Annotated in this window: 15 protein-coding genes and 2 pseudogenes; 15 read left to right on the top strand and 2 right to left on the bottom strand. The window is 54.0% G+C overall.

Annotated elements, in window-relative coordinates:
* The first annotated feature begins 352 nt into the window (after positions 1-352).
* The 8 genes from Q8902_10185 (at position 353) to Q8902_10220 (ending at position 10,955) form a co-directional block, all read left to right on the top strand.
* Positions 353-757, top strand: a complete 405-nt coding sequence (locus Q8902_10185; GenBank protein ID MDP4199923.1) for a hypothetical protein — start codon at positions 353-355, stop codon at positions 755-757.
* A gap of 110 nt (positions 758-867) precedes the next feature.
* Positions 868-1,566: a hypothetical protein gene (locus Q8902_10190; protein ID MDP4199924.1), complete on the top strand. Its 699-nt coding sequence runs from the start codon at positions 868-870 to the stop codon at positions 1,564-1,566.
* Between the two features lie 56 nt (positions 1,567-1,622).
* Entirely contained in the window at positions 1,623-2,597 is a 975-nt protein-coding gene (locus Q8902_10195) for a phosphatase PAP2 family protein (protein ID MDP4199925.1), read from the top strand.
* A gap of 105 nt (positions 2,598-2,702) precedes the next feature.
* The gene (gcvP, locus tag Q8902_10200; protein ID MDP4199926.1) at positions 2,703-5,624 is read left to right on the top strand and encodes an aminomethyl-transferring glycine dehydrogenase; all 2,922 of its coding nucleotides are present in this window, start codon (positions 2,703-2,705) and stop codon (positions 5,622-5,624) included.
* A gap of 162 nt (positions 5,625-5,786) precedes the next feature.
* A complete protein-coding gene (locus Q8902_10205) occupies positions 5,787-7,652 on the top strand; it encodes an aryl-sulfate sulfotransferase (protein ID MDP4199927.1) in 1,866 nt (621 codons plus the stop codon).
* Between the two features lie 69 nt (positions 7,653-7,721).
* On the top strand, positions 7,722-9,194 hold the full coding sequence (locus Q8902_10210; GenBank protein MDP4199928.1) for an aryl-sulfate sulfotransferase: 1,473 nt from the start codon (positions 7,722-7,724) through the stop codon (positions 9,192-9,194).
* 210 nt (positions 9,195-9,404) lie between these two features.
* On the top strand, positions 9,405-9,905 hold the full coding sequence (locus Q8902_10215) for a hypothetical protein (protein ID MDP4199929.1): 501 nt from the start codon (positions 9,405-9,407) through the stop codon (positions 9,903-9,905).
* 105 nt (positions 9,906-10,010) lie between these two features.
* A complete protein-coding gene (locus Q8902_10220) occupies positions 10,011-10,955 on the top strand; it encodes an ion channel (protein ID MDP4199930.1) in 945 nt (314 codons plus the stop codon).
* A 55-nt stretch (positions 10,956-11,010) separates the two neighbouring features.
* On the opposite strand, the gene Q8902_10225 is transcribed toward Q8902_10220, so the two are convergent.
* Positions 11,011-14,148 (bottom strand): efflux RND transporter permease subunit, encoded by a 3,138-nt coding sequence (locus Q8902_10225; protein MDP4199931.1) that lies wholly within the window; start codon positions 14,146-14,148, stop codon positions 11,011-11,013.
* A gap of 14 nt (positions 14,149-14,162) precedes the next feature.
* Positions 14,163-15,281 (bottom strand): efflux RND transporter periplasmic adaptor subunit, encoded by a 1,119-nt coding sequence (locus Q8902_10230; GenBank protein ID MDP4199932.1) that lies wholly within the window; start codon positions 15,279-15,281, stop codon positions 14,163-14,165.
* Between the two features lie 602 nt (positions 15,282-15,883).
* On the opposite strand from Q8902_10230, the gene Q8902_10235 reads away from it, so the two are divergent.
* The 7 genes and pseudogenes from Q8902_10235 to Q8902_10265 all read left to right on the top strand — a co-directional run bounded on the left by Q8902_10235 (position 15,884) and on the right by Q8902_10265 (position 25,196).
* Positions 15,884-16,570 (top strand): HAD-IA family hydrolase, encoded by a 687-nt coding sequence (locus tag Q8902_10235; protein MDP4199933.1) that lies wholly within the window; start codon positions 15,884-15,886, stop codon positions 16,568-16,570.
* Positions 16,567-16,749: a hypothetical protein gene (locus Q8902_10240; GenBank protein MDP4199934.1), complete on the top strand. Its 183-nt coding sequence runs from the start codon at positions 16,567-16,569 to the stop codon at positions 16,747-16,749. Before Q8902_10235 ends, Q8902_10240 begins: the two co-directional genes overlap by 4 nt.
* Positions 16,742-17,473, top strand: a pseudogene (locus Q8902_10245) (2-phosphosulfolactate phosphatase). Before Q8902_10240 ends, Q8902_10245 begins: the two are co-directional and overlap by 8 nt.
* Positions 17,474-17,570: 97 nt before the next feature.
* Positions 17,571-19,358, top strand: a pseudogene (gene carB / locus Q8902_10250) (carbamoyl-phosphate synthase large subunit).
* Positions 19,358-20,950, top strand: coding sequence for an oligosaccharide flippase family protein (locus tag Q8902_10255; protein MDP4199935.1), 1,593 nt, complete (start codon positions 19,358-19,360; stop codon positions 20,948-20,950). Before carB ends, Q8902_10255 begins: the two are co-directional and overlap by 1 nt.
* Positions 20,947-22,011 carry a tRNA preQ1(34) S-adenosylmethionine ribosyltransferase-isomerase QueA gene (gene queA, locus Q8902_10260; protein MDP4199936.1) on the top strand — a complete coding sequence of 355 codons (1,065 nt, stop codon included), beginning with the start codon at positions 20,947-20,949 and terminating at the stop codon, positions 22,009-22,011. The genes Q8902_10255 and queA overlap by 4 nt, the downstream gene beginning before the upstream one ends.
* 59 nt (positions 22,012-22,070) lie before the next feature.
* Positions 22,071-25,196, top strand: coding sequence for a vWA domain-containing protein (locus tag Q8902_10265; GenBank protein ID MDP4199937.1), 3,126 nt, complete (start codon positions 22,071-22,073; stop codon positions 25,194-25,196).

Genomic DNA, 25,196 nt, shown 5'->3' on the forward strand with positions numbered 1-25,196 from the left:
AATGGGCAAAGCGCCGGCACCCAAATTCATATTTCATACTTCATATTTCATATTTCGAAGAGACCCCCTTCCACCTAGTATAACGAGGTTCGATACCTCCGGCATCGCATTGTTTCGATGAATTATGAATAAAGATGGGAAATATAATCAAGCACCTCCATGCTCTTCTCTGTGCCCCCATACAGAAGTAGACGATAGCCGCTCTCGTCACCATCGTTGGATTGCGTCCGAGCTACAAATGCATACCCGTCGCGAGTCGCAACGATCATGTGATCGTGAGGGATAAGAAATCGAGCCCGTGGAGGATTGTAACTTCGGGTCCTCTCAAGTGTTCTTGTGCTAGAGGCTTACTATGAAAAATGTTGTTATGTGCTGTTTGCTTTGTTGTGCGATCACGGCGTGCCGGAGTGTTGGTCCCGGCGATCCTGCGCCGACCTGCCGCTTCGTCGCGGATACAATCCACAATCACATGAACAAACCGTTCTCGGATGCACAGCTGGATTCTGCACGGAGTTACACATATTTTACGCAGCTTGTGAGCATGGATTCGCTGCTTCCCGCTCTCTGCGCGGCCGGTGTGCAAATCGACTCGGCATATTGTGTAACTTCCTATCTCTGCAAGGACATGCGAGGTCCGCGGCCGGTTGTGCTTCTCAGCGCGGCGGATGCAACAATGCTAGACCGGGGATTCGTCTTGGGCGCAAATGGGAGGCTTGCCTGCGCTGATGCGCTCGTGTGTTACACACCAGCGAAATAGCGTCGGAACAAAATCGCTAGATACTGCGCTCATGCCGTGCCACTTTTACGCAATCTTCGATCCCGATGAGCCCATCTCGTTCTGTTCCATCCAGGATATTCCTCGCTTTAATGCTAACCATTGGCGTGCTGCAAGGCGCCGGTTGCAGCAGCAGTTCTTCACCGAATTCCAGCGGCTCCAATGGCTCCGGAAATGGGGCTGGAAGCACCTACTTCTCCGCGATGAGCGTCCGATTTCACACGACAAGTCCGGCATATGGGCTCTGGGTCCAGATCAACATTGACTCGGCGGGTCATCCAATGTCGCATCAGGTCGGGGATACTCTGACCTATACGACCAACACCGGAAGTTACGGTCTGCGTTACTATGCCGACACGTTACACTATTGGGGAGGCGATATTTACCAAATCGTTGACTCCGGCATCTACCTCATTACTTTCCGGCGCCTGAGAGGCAAAGATACCCTCACGGCATCTTTTTCGATACCCGTCATTCCATTTCGGATCACAGCACCGGAGAGTCGAGCCAAGGTATTTATTTCTAGCCATATTAACGATACGATGGTCTATTCTCCCGCTGGTGGGACCGAGCTGTGGGTCTTCATGCAAGATCGCAATAGCAATGAACATGTCGAGCAGGAGAACTCCGAGCCGGATAATGGCCGATATGTCTTCATAGAGGATGGATACGGCGATGGTTTCGTCCAACTCCTGCGCCATTTCGTCGGTCAGCTTTCCGCGCCCGCGCCGTTCCAGCAGGTGAGTTACGATTATTGGGAAGAAAGTAAGCCGCTCGAACTTCAGTTTTGAGTGCTCGTTCTGCCGCCGAGCGGAGCAAAGCCGCTTCACAGATTGTTTAGGTCTTCGTGCAACTCATTTCAGCCTTTTTTATCTCGCTCTTTGTAGTTTCCGGTTCCGCGTTTGCCCATGGCGGCGGGGATTCGACGCGGTTGGATTCAGCCTCCACGGTCGCAACACAACCATCACTACCCGCGCCCTCGACTGGCACCGACCGCCGCGAAGCGCCGCATATCTACGAGATTATTACCAACCTGCCTTCGGATGAGCGGGACTGGGCTGTCCAGAACGTCAAACTGAAATACTGGCCGCAGATCAGCCTCATTGCGGTTTCCACGGCGGCGATGGTCATCTATGACAATCAACTTTGGACGCCGTTCAAGAAGGAGTATGAGCGCAACAAGACGTTTCAGTCTGCCTCGGATCTCTTTGTCGATATGGGTGACGGTAAATTCCAGTTCGGTCTTGCTGGAGCGTTCGCGGGTTATGGTTTGATCGCCGGCGATGCCCGCGCGATGCGAACCGCCGAGCAGGTCTGCGAAGTGATTCTGGCTTCGGGTGCAGTCGTGCAACTACTTAAGCACACCACGGGCCGCGAAAGCCCCATCGATATTTCGACGAATCCCACAGGCAAGTGGCAGTTTTTTCCGAATCAAATCGATTACCTACATCATACCTCCTTTTATGATGCATTTCCATCAGGTCATCTGACAACGGCGCTCGCGACGCTCACCGTAATTGCGAATAATTATCCCGAACAGTCCTGGATCAGGCCAGTGGGATATGCTGCATGCGCAGGGCTGGCCGTTGGGCTTGTGGCGCAGAGCATCCACTGGTGGAGCGATTATCCGCTTGCCATCGCGCTTGGCATCGGTTTCGGAAATCTCATTTCGCCGGACCCAAGCAAAGATGTTTCGGTCATCGACAATTCGAAAAAGAAGGACGTCGGCCAGAGCACGATCGACAAACTGCTCGATGAGACCACACTCATGCCGACCTACCAATCTGGTGGTGCAGGCCTTGCGATGAGTGTGCGATTTTAGAATAGTATTCCTGCCAAAACTTTTTGCCCCTCTTTTACGTAAAGGGAGCCGAATTTGGGACTTCCTCATCCCATGGAACTCAGCACTTAGCACACAGCACCGAACATGAATCCTGTTCTAACCAACTTCGAGCGTTTTGAGAACCGTCACATTGGTCCCGATCAGCATGATCTCGAGCGGATGCTTGAGACCGTTGGAGCGGAATCGCTCGATGAATTAATCGATCAGACCGTGCCGAAATCCATCCGGCTCTCCAAGCCGATGGATCTCAAGCCGGCGATGACCGAGTCGGAGTTTCTTGTACATGCTTCCGGACTCGCAGCGAAGAATAAGATTCTTAAGTCCTATATCGGTATGGGCTATTACAATACGGTCACGCCTCCTGTGATCCTTCGAAATGTGCTCGAGAATCCAGGTTGGTACACGCAATACACGCCGTATCAGGCCGAAATCGCACAAGGCCGGCTGGAGTCATTGCTGAATTTTCAGACGATGATTGTCGATCTCACGGGGCTTGAAATTGCGAACGCTTCGCTGTTGGATGAAGGCACGGCTGTCGCCGAGGCGATGCACTTGATGCATGCGGTTCACCAAAAAGGATCGAGCGACGCAAAGATCATCTTTGCCGATCAAAATATCTTTCCGCAATCGCTCGATGTCCTTCAAACGCGCGCCGACGCGCTCGGTATTGAAGTATTGGTCGGCGATTACAATATGCTTGAGTGGCATGATGGCATCTTCGGTGCCGTCCTCCAGTATCCAGCCAGCGATGGGGAAGTCCGCGATTACCGCGCATTCTGCGAAGCAGCGCATCACCATGGTGCGTTGGTAACAGTTGCATGCGATCTGCTCAGTCTTTGTCTGCTCACACCGCCGGGCGAGTTCGGAGCGGACGTGGCAGTTGGCTCTGCACAGCGTTTCGGCGTGCCGATGGGCTATGGTGGTCCGCACGCCGGCTTCTTCGCGACGCGCGATGAATTCAAGCGGTCGATGCCGGGTCGGATCATTGGTCTTTCCATCGATGCGCAGGGCAATCCAGCCTATCGGATGGCGCTTCAAACGCGCGAGCAACACATCCGCCGCGATAAAGCGACCAGCAACATTTGCACGGCCCAGGCGCTGCTGGCAAATATGGCGGCGATGTACGCCGTCTATCATGGACCGAAGGGCCTCCGGGCTATTGCCGAGCGAGTGCACGCCATGACGACGTTGCTCGCGGATGGTTTGAAAGAGATCGGTCTTACGCGGAACGGATCGCAATACTTCGATACGCTTTCAATCGAAATCAATAATGAAGCAACGTTCGGAGCGATTCGTCGCGAAGCACTCGCGGCACAACTGAACTTCCGATATTTCGAGAATCATGCCATTGGCATTTCTCTGGATGAAACCACGACGGTCGAAGATGTAAAGCATATCCTTGGCGTCTTCCAACGCGCGGCTTCCAAGAATGGCAAGTCACTCAACGTCTCCACGTTGGCGGGGAAGATCGATGCGACGTATCCCGTGGCATTTGCACGCACCTCGAGCTATCTCACGCATCCGACTTTCAACCGGCATCACTCGGAGACCGAGATGCTCCGGTACCTGAAGCTGCTCGAGAACAAGGACTTCTCGCTCGCGCATGGGATGATTCCACTCGGAAGCTGTACGATGAAGTTGAATGCAACTGCCGAGATGATTCCGGTCACATTGCCAGGTTTTGGTGAGATGCACCCATTCGCGCCGCTCGATCAGACCGCTGGTTATCAGGAAGTATTTACCGAACTTGAATCGATGCTGCGCACGATCACCGGCTTTGCGGCGATTTCGCTTCAGCCGAACGCTGGCGCGCAAGGGGAGTACACCGGATTGCTCGTTATTCGCGCGTACCACAAGAGCCGAGGCGAATCGCATCGCGATGTCGTCTTGATTCCGGCTTCGGCGCACGGTACGAATCCTGCAAGTGCGGTCATGGCAGGCATGCGGGTGGTTGTGATTAAGACCGATGCCAACGGGAACATCGATCTTGATGATTTACGAAAGAAAGTTGATGAGAACCGCGCGAATTTAGGGGCGTTCATGGTGACCTACCCATCAACGCACGGCGTTTTTGAAGAAGCGATCAAGGAAATTTGCGAGATCATACACGCCGCCGGTGGACAGGTTTATATGGACGGCGCCAACATGAATGCACAGGTCGGACTTACGAGTCCGGCGGCCATTGGCGCGGACGTCTGCCATTTGAATCTGCATAAGACCTTCTGCATTCCGCATGGCGGCGGCGGGCCGGGTGTGGGACCGATTGGTGTTGCCAAGCATCTCGCGGCGTTCCTGCCGGGACATTCTGTTATCCCGATCGGCAGCGAGCAGGCGATCGGTGCGGTTGCCTCCGCTCCGTGGGGCAGTGCGAGCATTTTGCTGATCTCCTATGCTTACATCGCGATGATGGGAGCGGATGGACTCACCAATGCAACAAAGTACGCGATCCTGAATGCGAATTACATTCAGTCGCGACTGCAAGAGAAATTCCCTGTCCTGTATAAAGGCACTCATGGCCGCGTCGCTCATGAGATGATCCTCGATATGCGCGGCTTCAAGGCGCTGGGCGTCGAAGTCGAAGACATTGCCAAACGCCTGATGGATTATGGCTTCCATGCGCCGACGCTTTCGTTTCCCGTCGCAGGTACGCTGATGGTTGAGCCAACCGAAAGCGAGCCCCTGGAAGAACTCGACCGGTTCTGCGAAGCGATGATCGCAGTTCATAATGAGATCGAAGAAATCGCAACTGGCAAGGCCGATAAGACCGACAACGTTCTGAAGAATTCTCCCCACACTGCGGAGTCGGTGATAAGTGATAACTGGCAGCATCCATATACACGCGAGAAGGCCGCATATCCGGTTAAGAGCTTGCGCGCGAACAAATTCTGGCCGGCGACAGGACGCGTCAATAATGCATATGGCGATCGCACTTTGATCTGCACGTGCCCATCGATCGAGGAGTATGAGCCAGCTACCTCGGTCGAGACGCAGCCGGAGTTTGCCTGAGTTTGAGCGGGAAGAGGATTCGGATTCTTGTTTTTCCACGCATGATTGTTATGTCATGAAGAATTTGGTGTTAAACCTTTAGAGCCATCGTAAATCCTATACGATGCCTTAGCTTCGTTCACTGACTATTCGGTCAGCCCGGCACAATTTAACATCACTCCAATGGTTCGACTCCGCACGGCGCAGGCGCTGCTTGCGTGCACGTTCGTATTGTCTTTTTTCTCGGCAGGTCATGTCGTCGCAGGATCCCTAACCAGTCATACGCGGTCAGGAATCGTCTATCAATATCCGCTTCCCGGAGCGGAGCAAATGGTGCGAGAAACGGAAATCGGGCTTCGTGCGCGCGGCGCATTCGATCGCTCGTTCGATGGAGCGCACTTCAGTGCAGTCGGCACCCGCTCCGGTATTCACACACTGGCGCCCCGCTATGCAATGAATGGTCGAATGCTTCTTCTCCATCCGAATGTCCCGTTCGATTACAGCGAAACTGTCACGGTGTCATATGCCACACGGCTCCTGGGGGGCAGCCTTGTTAGTGATACCTTTTCCTTCACGACGAAGGGTTACGCGGCTTCTCATGCAACACCCTACGATGGCGAACTAGCGAGCGTGAAGGCCGAGCAAGCGATGCATGCACCGGCTCGGACGCTCGATGCGGATACGGTCGTGGCGGACACTCTGCCGATCATGTACATCACAGTTGATAATGGCGCCACACCGGGCGATATCTATTTCGCAAATTTTGGGATCGCTCATCTGCCAAATGATGACTTCCTCATGGTTGCAGACGAGCATGGTGTGCTCAAACACAGTCGGGAGATGCACAATGATTATGCGGCAGACTTTAAGGTCCAGCCGACGGGACTTCGAACGTACTACGATTTTGGAGATGGGCAGTTCTATGGCATGGATACGGCCTGGAATATCACGGACACCTTCCGGGTTGCGACTGGCTATTCCGGGGACCCGCATGAATTGCGAGTATTCCCAGATGGAAGCTACGCACTGATTAGTGACGAGCTTGTGGATGTCGATATGAGTCGGAATGTCACCGGTGGTAACAGCGATGCTCTCGTGACGTCGAACAATATTCAGATCTTCGATGCGGACCGTAATCTTATTTTCAACTGGCGCGGGTACGATCATTTTTCGGTCGCCGATGCAATCCACGAAAGACTGACTTCGGCGAATATTGACTACGAACATGCCAATGCGTTTGATTTCGATTCGATAGGTAATATTGTTCTGTCGAACAGGCACCTGTGCGAAATTACAAAAATCAATGGCGAGACCGGAGCGATCCAGTGGCGCTTTGGTGGCGCGCACAATCAATTCACGCTCGTTGGCGATTCCATTTGGTTCTCGTACCAACATGCTGTGCGACTGCTGCCCGGAGGACACCTGACGCTCTTCGATAACAGTAATTTTGACACGGTCATCGGAAGTTCGACCGTTCTCAACAAAAGCCGCGCACTGGAATATGTACTCGACACTGTGAACATGACCGCCACCCTCGTCTGGCAGTTTCACCATCTGCCCGAGACTTACAGTATGTTCATGGGTTATGTGGAGCGATTACGGAATGGAAACACAATGATCGGCTGGGGCGGCAGTAATGATGTTGCAATTACAGAGGTTCGTCCGGATAATTCGACAGCGTTCGAGCTCGCGATGTGGCCGGGAAATTATTCATATCGTGCCATCAAGTTCCCACGGGATACCATCGTGGCGGTGACACCCGCTTCTGTGGCTGCTACGACAAACGTGACCGGGATTGGGATGTGGATCGAACCTGGTGTCGAGGGAGCTAATGCCACCGTGCATTATACTCTGGACGAACCCACTGTCTGCTCGATCTCGGTGTATGACGTTCTTGGTCGTCGAGTTGAGTCGCTCGCGTCGAATATTCTCGAAGCGGTCGGAGTGCATTCGGCATCGCTCGACCTATCGTCTCTGGCGGGTGGGACATTCTTCGTGGTACTTGAAACCTCACACGGAACAACAATGTCCCAGTTTGTGCGGCCATAGCAATCTCTAGCGAGATTTGCGTGGCATCGGGCAGTGATATTTTTCAGCCCCGCCATGTTTCGGAGAGCGATGAAAAACTTATGTTCTCTGCTCGTTGCAGTTGTTGGGCTCGGATTCAGTTCGTTGGTGCTTCATGCGCAGCCGCCATTTCGAGTGACGGTCGATCAGAATCCGGCGCCCGGGAAAATTTATACTTCGACGTTGGGCAAGGGGACTCTTGGCCCGCTGACGAGCTACCTGGTAATGTTCGATGAGCATGGAAATATGCTCCGGAATCAGCCGTGCTTCCAGCAAGACTGGCATATTTTAGACTTTCAGTTGCAGCCCAATGGCCGGCTTACCTATGGCGCCGGACCAACACTCGGAGCCGGTGGAGTGACCGGCGGAAAGTATTATGTGATGGACACTGCAACGTGGTCCCTCATTGATTCTCTGCAAGCTTCGCCGGGGTATCAGACGGACATCCACGAGCTTCGCATGTTCCCGGATGGACATTATGCGCTGATTGGGGTCAGTGATACACTCATGGCCCGAAAAGACTTTCGTCCCGGATCGACCGATACGACTCGGGTTCACATTGAAGGCAATACCGTCGAGGTATTCGACGCAAACAAGCATAGTCTTTTTCTCTGGCGAGGGATCGATCACTATAAGGTTGCAGATGCCGATACCACGACCAAGCAGGTGAGACTCTCGGACAAGGTGATTGACTTTCAACATGCTAATTCTATCGACTTTGACGCGTCGGGCAATATTCTGATCTCGAACCGACATCTCTGCGAACTCACGCTCATCAAGTATCCGACCGGGGAGATTTTGTGGAGAATGGGAGGAAAGCACAACCAATTTACCCTCGTGGGGGATTCGATCTGGTTCTCGTACCAACATGCGGCGCGATTTCTTCCCAATGGTCATATTACTCTCTTTGACAACGCCGACATTGATTCGGTCGAAGGCAAAGTTGGCAGTTTTTATGCGAATAGCCGTGCCGTCGAGTATGAGGTGGATCCCGTAGCCAGAACCGTCCGGCTTGTCTGGCAGTACCATCATACCCCGGAGATACATTCGCAAGCAATGGGCTACGTTCAACGCCTTCCAAATCAGAATACGTTGGTTAGCTGGGGATTCGTGCAACCCGATTCTGTTGCGTTTACCGAAGTCCGGCCAGACAATTCAACGGCATTCGAAATGCTCCTATCGAACGGGACGTTTGGTTATGATTACTGCTACCGGGCAATCAAAGTCCCAACGATTCCTGCGTCGGTCGAACAAATGGCCGAGCATTCCGGAATCACGTTCTCGATCGAGCCGCAGTCTTCCTCATCTCTGATGCTCCAATACGCGATGCAACGCGGGGGCCTTGTCACGATCGCATTCTACGATTTACTTGCTAGGGTACAGCTGACCCCGAAAACGAATGTTGCGGAGCCATCTGGGGATCATATGGTCGTAACTGATATCTCCAGATTGCCAGGGGGAGCATACTACTGTGAACTCAGGGTGAATGGAATCTCTGTCTTTCGGCCATTCATTCGCCAGTAAGTCCGGATTCAGGCAAATTGTCGCATCGGCCTTTCTTTTCGCAAAGGTGATTTGTGTTTAGTCAGTCCAAATGGAATTTGTGGCGCGCAAATTGCTGCCGCTCCTGCATCTTAGCCGATACTTCCCGCACTCGAATGGTTTTGGGCACGGGATTCGCATCGGTCGAATGTAGGTGGTTTTCAATCGTTTTCTAGCGAGGGAATAGATTCTGTGTCCAATCGGAGTGCCGCGAGCGCTCAAAATGCAGCAAGCGCGCGATCCGCGCACTTGTTGCGAAATGGAGCAGCACCGCGAGAGAGTATCTTGCGCGATTCCTTCATTCACAAAACGGAGCGAGAAGTACGGAGCATGACGCCACTGGCACGCATGGCCGGCCAAAAGTTTATCAATCCTTTCGGAGCCTGCAATTTTATTGTGACGTGGGACGGGGAAGACGTGCGCGAACTCCTCGCCGCGATTCAATGCGCTCGCCAATCGACCGACCGGTTCATTCAGGATAAATTGATTGAGTACATCCTGAATATTCCATATCGGCATCCACGTCCTGCGGACATTCCAGCGTTTGTTGGCAAACCCGTATGGGCCGTTGATAGGCAAGGCCGCGCACTCATTGGGATGCCGGGTGATGAGTCCATCGTTGAGGCCGAAACGCTCCGAGTGGCTACCAGCACCTCCAATGGTCACGCCAACGGCACTGCAACGGATGTCTAAAATCGAAACCAGTATGGATCGATAAAACGGAGGTCATGCGGAATTAAGAATATGCTGGATGGCATTCCACTATTGGTAAATTGTCATTCCTAACTTGCATTCGTCTTGGCTCATCAAAAATTCCAGGATCTTGGCTTTGGCACGAAGGCCGCCGAGGCGCAGGCACGCCTGCTCAATCGCGACGGATCATTCAATATTCGGCGCAAAGGTCAGCCCTTCTTCGAGGCATTCAGCGGCTACCACTATCTCATCTCGATCCCATGGTGGCAATTTAGTCTTTGGCTCTTTGGCGCATACGTGCTGATTAATGCGGGCTTTGGTGCCGTGTATTATGCCGTCGGCCTGAGTGGGCTTTCGGGCATAGATGGTAGGACCGCTATGTCTCAATATTTCGAGAGTGTGTTCTTCAGCGCTCAGACATTCACGACGGTTGGCTTTGGCCGAATTGCCCCGGTGAGTGCCTTGGCCAGCACAGTAGCGGCCCTTGAGTCGATGGCGGGCCTCCTTTCATTTGCTCTGGCGACCGGCTTACTCTATGGCCGGTTTTCGCGGCCAGTTGCACGAATCATCTATAGCGGCGCTGCCGTCGTGGCTCCCTATCGGGCTCCCGAGAGTAAAGCGACATCCGGACTGATGTTTCGCGTCGCGAACCAGCGATCCAATCAACTGATCGAAGTCGAAGCGATCGTGACACTCGGATGGGTCGAAGTGACAGAAAAGGGCGAGCGCGTGCGGCGGTTCCATCAACTCGAACTCGAACGCAATAAGGTGAATTTCTTCCACTTGAGTTGGACTGTGGTGCATCCTATTGAGCCGGAAAGTCCGTTGTATGGTATCACACAGGAGCAACTCGACGCGGCCGATGCGGAGTTTCTCATTATTCTCAAGGCATTCGACGACACATTCTCGCAAACAGTCTATTCGCGGACCTCGTACAAGGCACACGAGGTATTATTCGGTCATAAGTTCGGACCGATCATTCGGACCGCACCAGATGGGGTGACTGAAATCCAATTGGACAAGATTCACAATCACGAACGAGTGAGTTGATGCCCAACGCGAATCTGTCCGATCGGATACGATCGGACAGATGAGAAGAATGCTGCTATTGCGCTACGGAGCCTTCCTCCGGTGCCAGCTTCCTGCGGAATCGCTCTTCGAAGATCGTATAGAGCGTCGGCACAAAGAAGAGCGTCAGGAGCGTCGAAAGGGTTAGCCCGCCAATGACCGCGATGGCCAGCGGAGCCTGAGTCTTCTCTCCGCCCATCCCGATTGCCATCGGAATCAGACCAAGCACAGTCGCGAGTGATGTCATCAGGATTGGCTTGAGCCGTGTGCGTCCGCCATGGATTACCGCGTCCTGAAGACTTTCCCCTTTCATGCGAAGGTGATTCGTGTAATCGACAAGCAGAATTCCATTGCTCACCACGATTCCTACCATTACAATAATGCCCTGGAAGCTTGTGACCGAAAGGGTCGTGCCAGTCAGAAATAGCGCCCACAGTACGCCAACGATACCAAAGGGAACTGTGAACATGATGATGAACGGATCGGCAAGCGATTGGAATTGCGAGGCCATTACAACGTAGACCAGTAGAATGGCAAGACCGAAGGCCATCGTCAGATCGCCAAATGTCTTTTGTTGCTGCTCGACGTTGCCGCCGAGTTTCACCTGGAACCCCGGCGGTACTGCGATCTTATCCAGCTTGGTCTGAATCTCCTGCGCCACGCTTCCCAAATCCCGCCCACTGACTTCGGCCGTCACGTCGATGATGCGCTGCTGATACTTGCGGTCGATTTCGACCGGAGAAGCGTCTTGCGTAATCGTCGCAACGGAGCCAAGTAACACCTGTTGGCCCGAGGGGGTCGTCAGCAAGAGTTTCCGCAGATCATCCGGATTCTTTCGAAACTTCTCATCGAATCGCACGAGGATATTATAAGCATTCCCACTTTGCGGATCGGTATATAAGGAAGCGACCGCTCCGTTGATTGCCGCATTAATGGTATTCGAAATTTGTGCGACCGTGATCCCGAGTATCCCGGCTTTATCTCTATCAATATTGATCCGCAATTCCGGCAGATCGTCTTCGCGCGTGGACTGTGCGTTCACAGCGCCGGGAGTGGATCGAACGGCGGCCAAAACCTGCTTCGAGAGCGCAGAACCCTGGTCGAGGTCATACCCGCGAACTTCAATGTCAATCGGCGCGGCCGAACCGAAATTGAGCAGGAACCGAAGAAATCCGCTGGCACTGACATAATTGACCGCGCCAAGATAATTCGAAAGTTTAGGCCGGACCGAATCCATGATTTGAAAAACGGTCCGTTTGCGTTCATCGGTCGGCACAAGCGAGACTTGAATATTGGCAGCGTGTTCGCCAGTATTGCGCCCAAAGAAATTACCACTCTTTGCCGAAGGCACACCAATATCGGTGACCATCGCGTTCATCTCGGGTACGCTCTTCCGCAGGATATCCTCGATTGCCATGACAGTCTTGGTCGTCTCTTCAATGCGCGTTCCGACCGGATTTTTGATCGAAACGGTAAAGACACTCTCATCCTGATCGGGGAAGAATTCGGTACCAATGAACTTGAATAGGAATACCGAGACGGCGGCAAGGGTGAGAATACTAATCATGATCACTTTTCGATGCTTCAGCGACCACTCGAGCATATTCTCGTATTTCTGATCGATCCGTTCGATTGCGTCGTGGAAGAACACGCGGAGCCGGTCCGAGCGCTTGCGCGACTTGCGGTCCATCTCTTTCTCGGGTGGCAGAAAGCGCAGGCAAAGCAGCGGGGTGATTGTTCTAGAAACGAAGAACGAGCCGAAGAGCGCGACAGCGATAGTGAGCGTCAGCGGTGTGAACAGCAACTTCGCAATGCCGGTCAGGAAAACGACGGGCAAGAACACGATGACGGTCGTCAGAGTGGAAACGAAAATCGGCGTGGCGACTTCGCTCGCGGCGGCGAGTGTCTGGTCATGCTTCGACTCGCCGGGCTTGGGATTGTTGTAATGCCGACTGATCGCTTCCAACTCCACGATAGAGTCGTCGACCAACCGTCCTACGGCGAGTGCCAGTCCGCCGAAGGTCATTATGTTCAATGTGATGTTCCCAAAGCGGAACATGATGAACGTTATCAGGATCGAGAGGGGAATGGCAACGATAATAATGATCGTCCCGCGGATATTGCGAAGGAAGATCATGATGATCGCCATCGCGAGCAGCGAGCCGATCATCGCCTCTCGAGACAGGCCATTGATCGTCTGCCGGATATACGTAGACTGGTCGAAGGTCAGTGCGATATGGACGTTCGACGGGACCCCGGTGAGTTTTGGGATCGCCTCAATAATATTATCGACGACAGAAACGGTATTGGCCGTTGCCAATTTCTGTACGCGTAGAACGAGCCCTGACCGGCCATCAACGCGAATGGTCTCAGTCTCTTCCTGATAGCTATCATCGACCGTCGCGACATCCCGAATGCGGATTGGCACACCCGACGAATCCTTCAGGACGATGTCTCCAATGGGTTTCACGAGATTGAACAGGCTCTCCGTTTTGAGAGAATAATCGAAGACGCCGCTCTTGAGATCGCCACTCGGTACGATCAAATTGGCGTTTGCAATTGCGCTCATCACGGTAGTAATCGGCATCCCGATCGCTTGAATCCGGTTGCGGTCCACTGTTACGTGTATCTCACGTACTTGTCCGCCGATGACTTGCGCCGAAGCGACCCCAGTGACATGCTCGAGCTGCGGCTCGATTGTGTTATAGGCGAGATCGTAAAGATCGCGCCCATTCATATCGCCGCTGATGGCAAGTGTAATAACCGGCAGATTGGTGATGTCGAACCGAAGGGAAATCGGCGGCTGCACGCCCGTTGGTAGTTGTGTGACTATCCGGTTCAGCCGTTGGATTACATCGATCAGACCGACATCGACGTTCGCGCTCCAATTGAAATTAATTCGGACCTGTGAGATGCCTTCTCGCGTGGCAGACTGGACGTAATTCACATCGTTGACCGAACTCACACCGCGTTCGACAATAGCTGTCACCGACTGTTCCATGTCCTTCGGAGACGCGCCGGTATAGAACGTGATCGTCGTGACGACGGGGATAGAGATGTTCGGCAGCAGATCGATCGGCAACTGCAGCAGCGATACGACGCCGAGCACGAGGATCGTAAATCCGATCAGGAATGCCGAGATCGGATATTTAAGTGCGAGTCTGGTTAACCACATGGAATGCTCAGTGCTTAGTGCTGAGTGGTATCGAAGCGGTTACGGGTTGCGTCCGCCGGTGATGGAGTGCGGACGATCTGTATTTTGCCATTTGGTTTGGCAAACGTCTGTCCCACGACAATGACTTGCTCGGTGCCATCAAGCCCCGAGAGGATTTCGAGACGGCCATTTTGCGTGACGCCGGTCTGAACACTCTTTCGCTTCGCGATGGAATCTTGCGCAACGAGCACGAACGATCCGGCGGAATCCCGAAGGACCGCTTCCGGAGGCACAGTCAGGGCGTCCGGATTTTCGCCAGTGATGAGTTGAACGTGCGCGAACGAGCCGGGTTTGATTGCCTGATCGTGATTCGGGATGAGAATTTCGACTTGCATCGTCCGGGTGGTGGTGCTAATGGCCTGGGACGAAGTAGCGACGAACGCGCGGAATTCGCGCCCCGGCAGAGTATTCAATGTTACAATTGCCTGCTTCGCCTTTGGGATTTTCGCGACATCGGCATCGAGTACGTTGACATCGACACGCACCGTATCGATGTCCATGATCGTCAAAATCGTGGTGTTGCTGTTGCCTGCAATGGGATTCGAGGAAACCACCGCGCCCGGATCGAGCCAGCGCTTTGTTACAAACCCGTGGAAGGGGGCAGTGATCTTGGAATAACTCAGTTGAATCTTCGCAGACTCGTATGCGGCTTCCGCAGTGCGGAGTGTGGCGACAGCATTGTCGAGGTCCTGCTGAGCGGCGAGATTCTTCTTTGCCAGGTCCCGTGTCCGCGCTTCCGCTGCGCGAGCATTGTAGTAACTGGCCGCCGCCTGCAACTCCGCCTGATGCGCTGCGGCGGTATCAATGAGGGCGAGAAGTTGACCACGGCGCACCGTTCTGCCCATGTCTGTATAAACTGCCTCGAGCAACCCGGTGACACGGCTGAAAATGTTGGCCTGCAGGACCGGGATCACATCGCCATCATAGTCGAGCTTGTATATGACGTCCTCGCGCACCGGATGTGCGACACGCACGAGCGGCGTCGGCTGTTTTTTCGGAGCCGGTGGCTTCGCGGCCGTAACGATGCGGTAGATAATAAAGACCACCACAAGAGCGGCCAGCGCGAGGAGTACATACTTGAGAGATCGGTTCACGCGTTCGGGATGAGTTCGGTGGATCGAGAAGCGAAGGCCTAGCAACAACGTCTAGGGGGTAAATGCGCCCATTGGAGATCGCTAACTGCGTGAAAGTTTAATAACGGGGCTGATGATCCCTTTCGGGGACCACGACGAATTGTCAAGATCGATATTCAGAAGTGTTGCCGAATTAAGGTTGCAGCAAGAAAAAAAGCCACGGAGCAGGATTAGCACCGATGGTGCGCCTCCCGCCGTGGCCTTATACATCGCGCGCGTAGCGCTCAGGTTAGTACCTATAAGGTGCGAATCTTATTTCGGTCAAAGCAGCAGATGTTCACTTTCGTGGTCGTCATCGCTGCTCTAATAGAGACGGAAATGAAGACTCCGATTCTATCAGAATGAGCACCCCGCGCGATCATTCGATATTTGTAACATCAGAATTCAAGCCAAGTTCTCGAAAATAATATTTCAATTTCAAAAAAATGTCATCCTGAGACGGAACGAAGTGGAGTCGAAGGATCGCTTGATGGAAATCTCTCAGCTAAGGACCACGCGACTCTTCGGCTCGGAGGGCATCCTGCTCAGAATGACTCATAGTTGGAATTTGTTCAGGGCGCACCATGAAGGCTGTCCTGTTCGATCTCTTCGGAACGCTCGTCGATAATGCGACCGTCGCCCAAGTCGAAGGGTTGCATCATACGATTGCCGACATACTTGGGGTGCCACGAACGGAATTCGCTGATGGATGGAGAGCAACGTTTCACGACCGATCGCGTGGCGTGCATGGCTCCATTGCGGATTCTATCAGGGCAGCGGCAGAACTGTGTAGTGCCCGATATGATGAATCTGCGCTCGGAGGAGCTGTCGAAATTCGAACGGAGTTTGTGCGTGGGTGGCTCACACCCAGGCCGGATGCGATCGAGACGCTCATGCAACTCCGAATGCGGGGACTGAAAATCGGTCTGCTGTCGAATTGCACGGCAGATGTGCCGATCCTTTGGCAAACGCACGAATTTGCTCCACTCTTCGATGAGCCGCTCTTCTCTTGTGAGGAGGGCTTGCGCAAGCCAATGCCGGAATTCTACGATCGGGCGTTGAGACGGCTTGGGTTTGCCGCGGCCGAATGCCTTTATGTTGCCGATGGCGATAACGGTGAACTTGCACAAGCAAAGGTACTTGGTATGCCGGTAGTTATGATCAGGCCGGCCGGTCTTCTCAATGATTACCGTGTCTTTCCCGAAGAGGATTGGGATGGACCAAGGATCGAACGATTGGGGGAGTTGCTACATTCAGAGTTACTCCTATGATACGCGCCGATACCGTTGTCCTGTACGTGTTGCTCATCGCCGGCGCTGGGCTTGTTGGGATTTTATTTATGTGGTTGAGCGGCAAGCGTGGTGATAGTTCACCGGCTCAACGATTCGGAGGATTCTGGCGCCCGCCCAAGCCACCCGAAGACGAGTGGCAAAAGTGGAGCAATGACTGAGTATATCAAGCGATTCTTCGATCAAACTGATTTCAATGTCCGATGCGATTGGGGATTGGAGGGAGTTCGCGCGCTACGGGACTCATCGGACCTTATCATCATTGTGGATGTCCTTTCTTTTTCCACCGCCGTCGATGTCGCGACTGCGCGGGGTGCCACCGTTATTCCGTATCGATTCAAAGATGAGACCGTTGAGGCGTTTGCGTGAGAGCAGAATGCTATCCCTGCCAGGAAGCGAGGGACTCCGGGTGAGTACACCTTATCTCCCGCATCGCTTCTGGGTATTCCGCCCGGCACCAGATTAGTCCTACCATCACCTAATGGATCAACGCTGACGTTGGCCGCAATGACTAAACCATCCGTGGCGGGTTGCATTCGTAATGCCAGGGCGGTTGCAGAGTATGCGGGCAAATTTAACTCGGTCGCGGTGATTCCCTGTGGAGAGCAATGGCCGGACGGAACACTTCGTCCGGCATTTGAGGACATGCTGGGTGCCGGAGCAATTATCTCGTGCTTGGAGGGTACAAAATCGCCGGAGTCACTGGCGGCCCATGCTGTATTTGAGAAGTTTGAAAGCCAGATAGAAGTGCAATTGATGCGGTGTGCGTCCGGCATCGAACTAATAGAGCGGGGGGACGCCGAGGATGTGGTTCTCGCGAGCCAGTTGAATGCGAGTTCAACAGTTCCCTTGTTGATTAATGGCGAGTACCGCGCGAGACTGTAAATGTGGACCCAATTCAGCTAAATTTGGGCAGGTCTTCTTTCATCGGAGACGTTTTGGCCGCTCAACTGTTTCTCAACTCTGAATGCCCAACCTACAGATTACAAAAGACCTTCTTTACCGCGCGAAGCGCACCGGTTTTTCCGACCGCCAAATCGCCGAAATCTTCGGTGTGGGCGAGAGCGATGTTCGCGCCCGACGGATAGAACTCGGCCTGGTGCCCGTCTTCAAGACCGTCGATACCTGCGCTGCGGAGTTCGCTGCCGAGACGCCGTACCATTACTCGACCTACGAAGAGGAGAACGAGTCGCGGCGATCAGGCAGGAAGAAAGTCGTGATCTTGGGCGGCGGGCCGAACCGCATTGGACAGGGGATCGAGTTCGATTATTGCTGCGTCCATGCCGCGCTCGCGCTCGAAGAAGAGGGCTTCGAGACGATCATGATTAATTGCAACCCCGAGACTGTCTCGACCGATTACGATACCTGTGATAAGCTCTACTTTGAGCCCTTGACCTTCGAGGACGTGATGAACGTGCTCGATTTCGAGCGGCCCGATGGCGTGATTGTCACCTTCGGTGGACAAACGCCACTGAAGCTTGCGAAGCAGCTCGAAGCTGCCGGTGTGCCCATCCTTGGCACGTCACCCGACATGATCGATGTCGCCGAGGACCGTAAGCGATTTGGCGAGCTCATCGATCGACTGAAGATCAAGTGTCCGCCATATGGGACCGCGTTCGAGACAGACGAGGCGATTCGTGTGGCCGAGCGGGTCGGCTATCCGGTGTTGGTGCGGCCCAGTTACGTGCTTGGCGGACGCGCGATGGAGATCTGTTATCGTTCGGATGCGATCGCCGAATACATGGCGAATGCGCGTGGCGTCAGCCCCAGCCATCCGATTCTCATCGACCGCTTTTTGGAGGATGCCTACGAGTTCGATGTCGATGCGGTACGCGACAAGGAGGGGACTGTCGTGATCGGCGGCATCATGCAGCACATCGAAGAGGCCGGTATCCATTCGGGAGACTCATCGAGCGTCATTCCGCCGTACTATATATCGGAGAAGAATTACGCCCAGATCGTTGACTATACCCGTCGACTCGCCACGGCGCTGGAAGTTGTCGGACTCATTAACGTGCAGTACGCGCTCAAGGATGACACCGTTTATGTCCTTGAAGTAAATCCGCGCGCAAGCCGGACGGTGCCATTCGTTTCGAAGGCCACTGGCAGGCCGCTGGCTAAGATTGCTGCTAAAGTGATGATTGGCCGCAAGCTGAAAGAACTTGGTGTCCGCGACTTTGAAAAGAAGACACCATTCGTCGCAATCAAAGAATCCGTCTTCCCATTCGACAAATTTCCCCGTGTGAAAATGTTTTTGGGACCAGAAATGCGTTCGACCGGCGAAGTGATGGGGGTTGGTGTGGACTTTGGCGAAGCGATCCTGAAATCCCATATCGGCGCGAACATGCGTCTTCCGACCGAGGGGACATTGTTCGTATCCTTGCGCGATTTGGATAAACGCGCAAAGTCTGCTGAGGTTATTCGAGGTTTTTCGGATCTTGGCTTCCGTATTATTGCTACGGAAGGAACAGCCTCATTCCTTCGGGAGCACGCCATTCCGGCCGAGACGATTCGCAAGGTAAGCGAGGGCCGCCCGAATATCGTGGATGCGATTAAGAACCACGAGGTCCAGGTTGTAATCAATACACCGAGTGGTGAAATCTCACGTATCGCAGAGTACCAGATCGGCTGGGCAGCGATCGAGCACAAAGTGCCATTCATCACGACGCTCTCGGCGGCGGCGAGTGTCGTCAGCGCCATTAGCTCGCTGCGTAAAGGCGAACGCAAAGTCCGGAGCGTGCAGGAATTGCATGCCATCCTTGCGGCCTGATGGAGGATCGAGAGCCGGTGGTCGAGGTAGGGGCTAATGGCATTAGCCCGAATCAAATCGAAAATGAGTTAACGCCGATAGACCCTAAACATACCATTGGCCGCCGGGCCGTTCGCGGTGCTGCACTGCTCACCGGTGCGACCTATATCTCGATCTTACTCGGCATCGCGGCGCGGAAGGCGCTCGCGCTGTTGCTTACGCCGGAGCAGGTGGGTCTGTATCAGACGGCGCTCAGCTTCGTTGATCTCATCATTAGCTTTGCGGCGTTCTCGTTTACCAGCGCAATCATCAATGTCCGCGATAATCTCGTCACCGAGCCGCTGCCGAATCTCAAAGAGAATGTCTTTATTCTCACCGTCGCCGTCAACGGATTCTTCGCGCTGCTGGCAATGGCGTTGGGACTCTTTTCGCTTTCGAAGACTCACGGCACGATCATCGCCGCGCTCATCGGGATGTATGCTGTTCAGCGGTTCGTTTCGGCGCTCGATACCTTCTACACGCAAATTCTGGAGCGCGAACTTTCGTATTCGAAAGTTTCGCGCGTTACGCTGATCGTCAACATTCTGCTTCATGGGACTTCCGTCGCATTTGCGCTCGGTGGTGGTGGGGTCTGGGCGATACCGGTGGCAACCGTCCTCTCGACGCTCCTAGGCTATGCACTGGATAGATTCTATGTGTTGCATTCGGGATTGGTCGCGCTCAGGCCGCACCCGTGGAAGTATTTCGATCGTGGCACGGCGCGCTGGCTCTGGCGGTTCGGGACGAAGGTACTCTTCAATCGCGTATTCGAAAGCTGGCTGTTTCGAATTGATAATTTGCTGGTGGCCTATCTGTTCGGATCGTTTTTCCTGGGCTATTACGCTCAGGCATTCACGATTGCCATGCTTCCGGCCACGGCTGTCGCGCCGATTGTAGCGCGCGTTTCGATTGCCACCTACGCCGAGGTTCAGCATGACCGAGCAATGCTTGAGCGTGCCTTCGCGATCACGAATTTCTTTCTGGTACGTTTGCTGGTCCCTGCCGCAATCTTCATTGCACTCGAAAGCAAGGATCTGGTCCGCGTGTTTCTCTCTTCGAATTGGGGCGGCGTTGCCGAGCCACTTTCGGCGCTCGCGGGACTTGTGCTAACCGTGCCGCTCTTTGAAAATGCAAAGATGATACTCGGTGCAACGCTCAAGCTCACCGAAATTTCCGTTATCCGGGGGCTACAGCTTTTGCTGCTTATCGTACTCATAGCCGCATTCCAGTGGGGCGGCATTGTCTACGTTGCTCTGTCCGTATCGCTGGTGAATGTTCTCGGGTACGCGGGTATGTTGATTTACCTGAAGCGCATAGTCAATCCTCGTTGGCGGGAGAATTTTCAGTTGCCGCTGCTCATCGGAATTGCTGTCACGCTTATCGTCTGGCTTGTTGTTCAACCTGCGCTTGCATCGGCGCTTCCAGCGGCCATTGGACTCGAAGTGCCGATCGCGCGGTTAGCCATTTTTGCACTGGTCATTTTTATCCCGTGTATCGTTTTGGAATACCTGCTGCGACCCTCGTTATTCAAATCTCACCTTTCCGAGGTCGCCGCAAAACTTCGCCGCGCATGAGTACCCGCCTCTCGGATTACGATTACCCACTGCCCGAGCACCTCATTGCGCTCTATCCGCCCGCGCGGCGCGGTGATTCGAGGCTGCTCGTCGTGAACCGAAATACGCGAACATGGGACGACCGGAAGTTCGCGGACATTCTTGATTATCTTTTCGAAGGCGACGTGCTTGTCCTTAATAAGACGAAGGTCATACCGGCGCGCTTGATCGGCAGGCGCGTCCAGACCGGGGCCGACATCGAGCTGCTATTGCTCCAACGGTTCGAGGGCGAAGCAGAGAGATGGAAGACGCTCGCGCGTCCGGCGAAAAAAGTAAAAGAAGGCGAAGTAATTTCCTTTGAGGAACTCACCTGCACCGTCGAACAGGATTTGGGAGAAGGGGAGAAGATCGTTCGGTTTGGCTGCACTCGCGAAGAGTTTTGGCGAGCGCTGGAGAAGACGGGACAAATGCCATTGCCCCCATATCTTCACCGTGCTGCGGAAGAATCCGACAAAGAGCGTTACCAGACCGTTTTCGCGGAAATCCCGGGTGCGGTGGCAGCGCCAACGGCAGGACTGCACTTCACGCCTGAATTGCTTGCAGCCATTGAAGCGAGAGGCGTGAAGATCGCGCGCGTCACGCTGCATACGGGGCTTGGCACGTTCCGTCCCGTGCAATCCGAGGACATTACGGAGCACCGGATGCACGAAGAGTATTACGAGATGGACGAAGCCGATGCGGCGGCCATCAATGCAGCGAAGTCCGAGGGCAAGCGGGTGATTGCAGTTGGGACAACATCGGTGCGGACACTGGAAACACTTGCGACCACCCCCCAGCCCCCTCCTATTGGCATAGGAGGGGGAGTAAGAGCAGGCTCAGGAATGAGCGGCATCTTTATTTATCCGCCATACCAAATGCGAGTACCGGATGCAATCATTACGAACTTCCACTTGCCGCGTTCGACTTTGCTCATGATGATCTCAGCATTCATGGGGCGCGAGTTTTTGCTCGAGTGCTATCAGCATGCGATTGAAGCCGAATACCGATTCTTCAGCTACGGAGATGCGATGCTGATCCTTTGATAGGACCGGGAGCCATTTCGCGCGGGGGGCACGTTAGGAAACAGACAAATACTCTGCTGATGCGTAAGTCCCCGTTGCTGTGGTTACTCTTACTCTTATCCCTTCCGGCAAGTCCGGTCGTTGGGCAAATTTCGTTCACGGCGAGTAAACCGATCGTCGATAGTTTCCCGATCGTTCGGATCCCGGTGAGCGTGACGGAAAATAATCAGCCGGCACAATCGATAACTTCGGCGAACTTCACAGTGAAGGAGGACGGAGTCCTGCAATCGCCATTGGACCTGTCGGGCTGTTCAGGATCAACTTCCGCGGCGATCTGCTTCGTGGTCGATACCAGCCGTTCGATGGAACAAAGCGTTGGATCGGGGCCCCAGACCAACCGTAACTACCAGAAGTTCTTCGACGCGTTTTCAGGATTTATCGCGAGCATTCCCGCGCCTTCCCAATTGGCGCTCGTGGAGTTTGCGGTGGCGGCAAGCCCCTGGCCGGGTCCCACGAAGTGGTTCTATTATTCTAACAACCCCACGGATGTTCAGAGTTTTATGAACGACCTGATGGGAGGATTCCCACCGAGTTTATTCAGCACGACGAATGTCGATTCGGGCATCGATATGGGCGTCACTGTGCTCCTGCACAGTACCATTCAGCGACGCATCATGATCTTGGTGACTGATGACTCTCCGGACCAAGCCGATTCTATTCGACGGTACCTCGCGGCGAATGGCATTTCGCTTTACTTCATGGATGTGAATCCGAGTGATTCGAATCTGAAGATGACGAACTACACTGGGAAGGACCTCGCCGATGGGACCGGTGGTGCATATTTCCAGGCGTATGACTCGACCTTGTATCTGCCGACAATGCTCGCGATCAGTCATCTGATCTTTGGCGAGCGGTGCATGCTCCGATATGTAAGTGCGAATCCCTGCGCCTGGTGGAAATCGCATACGGTCGAAGTCAATCTGAACTACAATGGCGCGACACCACGGGCAAGTTTTGATTTCGAGTTGGGCGGATCAACCAATGACAAAAATCCTCCAACCTACAAGGTGGATGCAACAATGTTTACAAAGCGGATTCTGACGACCTACGATCCATGGCCGTGCGAGAGCGGGATGCGCCTCTTCATCGATGACTCTCTCAGGAATTTCCGGCATCCTCGGCTGCCTGTCGTGACCAGTGACTCCGCGACGGATTCGCTCATCGTGATTGATTCGCTTCAGCCAGCCGATGGGTACTTTACCGCGACAGACTCATTGGGCAACAAATCATACATCCACGTTCACTACGATCCGAAACCGGATGTTTTGCCGCCGGTCATCGAGCCGGCACAATGGGTGGGCGGCGGTGTGGTGACGATGAAGATCACCGAGCAGCGAGCATGGGACCGTGGAATACAAAGTGTTACGTTGCAGCCGGGTGCAGTGAATCTTGTACTCGATAGTGTCCATTACCTGACGAACCGATATGCAGTCGCTTACTTGCGAATGCCAAAACTTGGGGATCCTACGAGCGGATGCTTGATCGCGGTCGATTCATTCAAGAACTCGAGCACTCTCTGCTATTCTTATGGTGAGACTGGCGGTGATACACTCCCGCCGCTCTTCGTGCAGGACCCCGTTGCGATTCCGCGGGGCGTGCTCAGCGGTATTGTAACCGAACTCCGTCCCGGCGATCGTGGTCTCCAACGCGTTCAGCTTACGCCGATTATCAATAGTCAGACTCCTTCCGTCACGTTCAGTAGTGCACAAAAGGCTATCGTTCAGGTTACAATCACGGATACGCTGTATTCGGCTCGAACGCTTGTCGAAGCGTGGGATTCAGTCGGCAACTTTATGAGGGACACGATGCGCTACGATCCGCAGCCTGATAGTTATTCGCCTGTGATAACATCCACTTCGCCCGCCAGCCTGACGTATGATTTCTCGGCGACCGAAGTGCGCGCCTGGGACCGTGGGCTGCGCTCTGTCACGTTCTTACCGACCAGCACGAACAGTACTGCCACACTCGCGAGCTTTACGGACAAGTGGCACGCCTCACTCACAGCGACAGTCTCAGATAAGACTCTGAATGCGACCATGATCGTTGAAGCAGTTGATAGCATAGGTCATGGCGCCTACGACACGCTTATCTATACCGGCGTGTCGACTCGCTTGCTTCCGCTTGGCGATAGCGTCATTAATTTTGGCAATCAGGTTTTGCCGGGTTCGATGCAGCGGCAAGTCGTGATGACCAATCCAAATGATGTCCCGATTTCGCTCACTCTTACACCGCTGACCGGCGACGATTCGGTCTTTAGTATCATCACGGCGAGTCCAATTACATTTGCGGCCCGCGGGCAACACGCGCTGGTCTTCGATTTTCATCCGCGATGGCTCGGCGCCTGGCGAGCCGTTACCACGCTGATGTCAGATACAGCGCATCTCGGGTCGGTCACGCTGCTTGGCACGAGTTCCGGTACGTTCAGCATAAAACTTGACACGGTGATTGTGCCGCACGTTGGCGAGAGCGGCGCGCTTGTGTTTTCGATTGATGCGGAGCCGAAACCGATCAATCTCGATTCGATTCAATTTACAGTGTCCTACGATGCGGATTTTGTGACCTTGAAGGACTTTGTAAATTGTCCGGCGGGCGGTCCGGATACCGGCATCTGCCTGTATGACGCCAAATGGACTGGTGGCACGGATGGCAACCGTATCGCAACGCTCGCGAGAAATACCCGGGGACTTGCTTCCTCGCTCAGTCTGGATCGCTCGCAAATCTCGATTCCATTTACAACGATTGTCGCGCCGCACGATTCGACTGCAGTGCATTTCGCAAGTGCGACGGCAAATTACTCTACGCTTGTCACGGCTGCCGATGGATTTATTTCTGCTGGCGATACCTGCGGGACCGGTCTGTATCGCTCTGAGATGAACGGCAGTTTGGAACTGCGGATCGAGCCTGCGCGGCCCAATCCGGCGTCATCTTCTATGGACGTAACCGTTCACAGCGCTGCCGAGACCGATGCCACAATTTCTTTCATCTCCGTGGTTGGCTCGATCGAGAAGTCCATTCCGGTTCATCTCTCCCGCGGCGATCAGACAGTCCATCTTGCAGATTTGCCTGCGAGCTCCGGAGTGTTTGAACTCAGCATTAAAGCAGCAGGAATGAACGAAGCCCGTCAGCGAGTCGAAATCCTCCGATAG

Source organism: Bacteroidota bacterium (assembly GCA_030706745.1).
GTDB lineage: Bacteria > Bacteroidota > Ignavibacteria > Palsa-1295 > Palsa-1295 > PALSA-1295.

Bases quoted from the DNA above. Each gene is read 5' to 3' on its own strand.
- Q8902_10190 (MDP4199924.1), top strand. From the start codon at position 868: ATGCTAACCATTGGCGTGCTGCAAGGCGCCGGTTGCAGCAGCAGTTCT.
- Q8902_10225 (MDP4199931.1), bottom strand. From the start codon at position 14,148: ATGTGGTTAACCAGACTCGCACTTAAATATCCGATCTCGGCATTCCTG.
- Q8902_10210 (MDP4199928.1), top strand. From the start codon at position 7,722: ATGAAAAACTTATGTTCTCTGCTCGTTGCAGTTGTTGGGCTCGGATTC.
- Q8902_10240 (MDP4199934.1), top strand. From the start codon at position 16,567: ATGATACGCGCCGATACCGTTGTCCTGTACGTGTTGCTCATCGCCGGC.
- Q8902_10255 (MDP4199935.1), top strand. From the start codon at position 19,358: ATGGAGGATCGAGAGCCGGTGGTCGAGGTAGGGGCTAATGGCATTAGC.
- Q8902_10205 (MDP4199927.1), top strand. From the start codon at position 5,787: ATGGTTCGACTCCGCACGGCGCAGGCGCTGCTTGCGTGCACGTTCGTA.
- gcvP (MDP4199926.1), top strand. From the start codon at position 2,703: ATGAATCCTGTTCTAACCAACTTCGAGCGTTTTGAGAACCGTCACATT.
- Q8902_10265 (MDP4199937.1), top strand. From the start codon at position 22,071: ATGCGTAAGTCCCCGTTGCTGTGGTTACTCTTACTCTTATCCCTTCCG.
- Q8902_10235 (MDP4199933.1), top strand. From the start codon at position 15,884: ATGAAGGCTGTCCTGTTCGATCTCTTCGGAACGCTCGTCGATAATGCG.
- queA (MDP4199936.1), top strand. From the start codon at position 20,947: ATGAGTACCCGCCTCTCGGATTACGATTACCCACTGCCCGAGCACCTC.
- Q8902_10185 (MDP4199923.1), top strand. From the start codon at position 353: ATGAAAAATGTTGTTATGTGCTGTTTGCTTTGTTGTGCGATCACGGCG.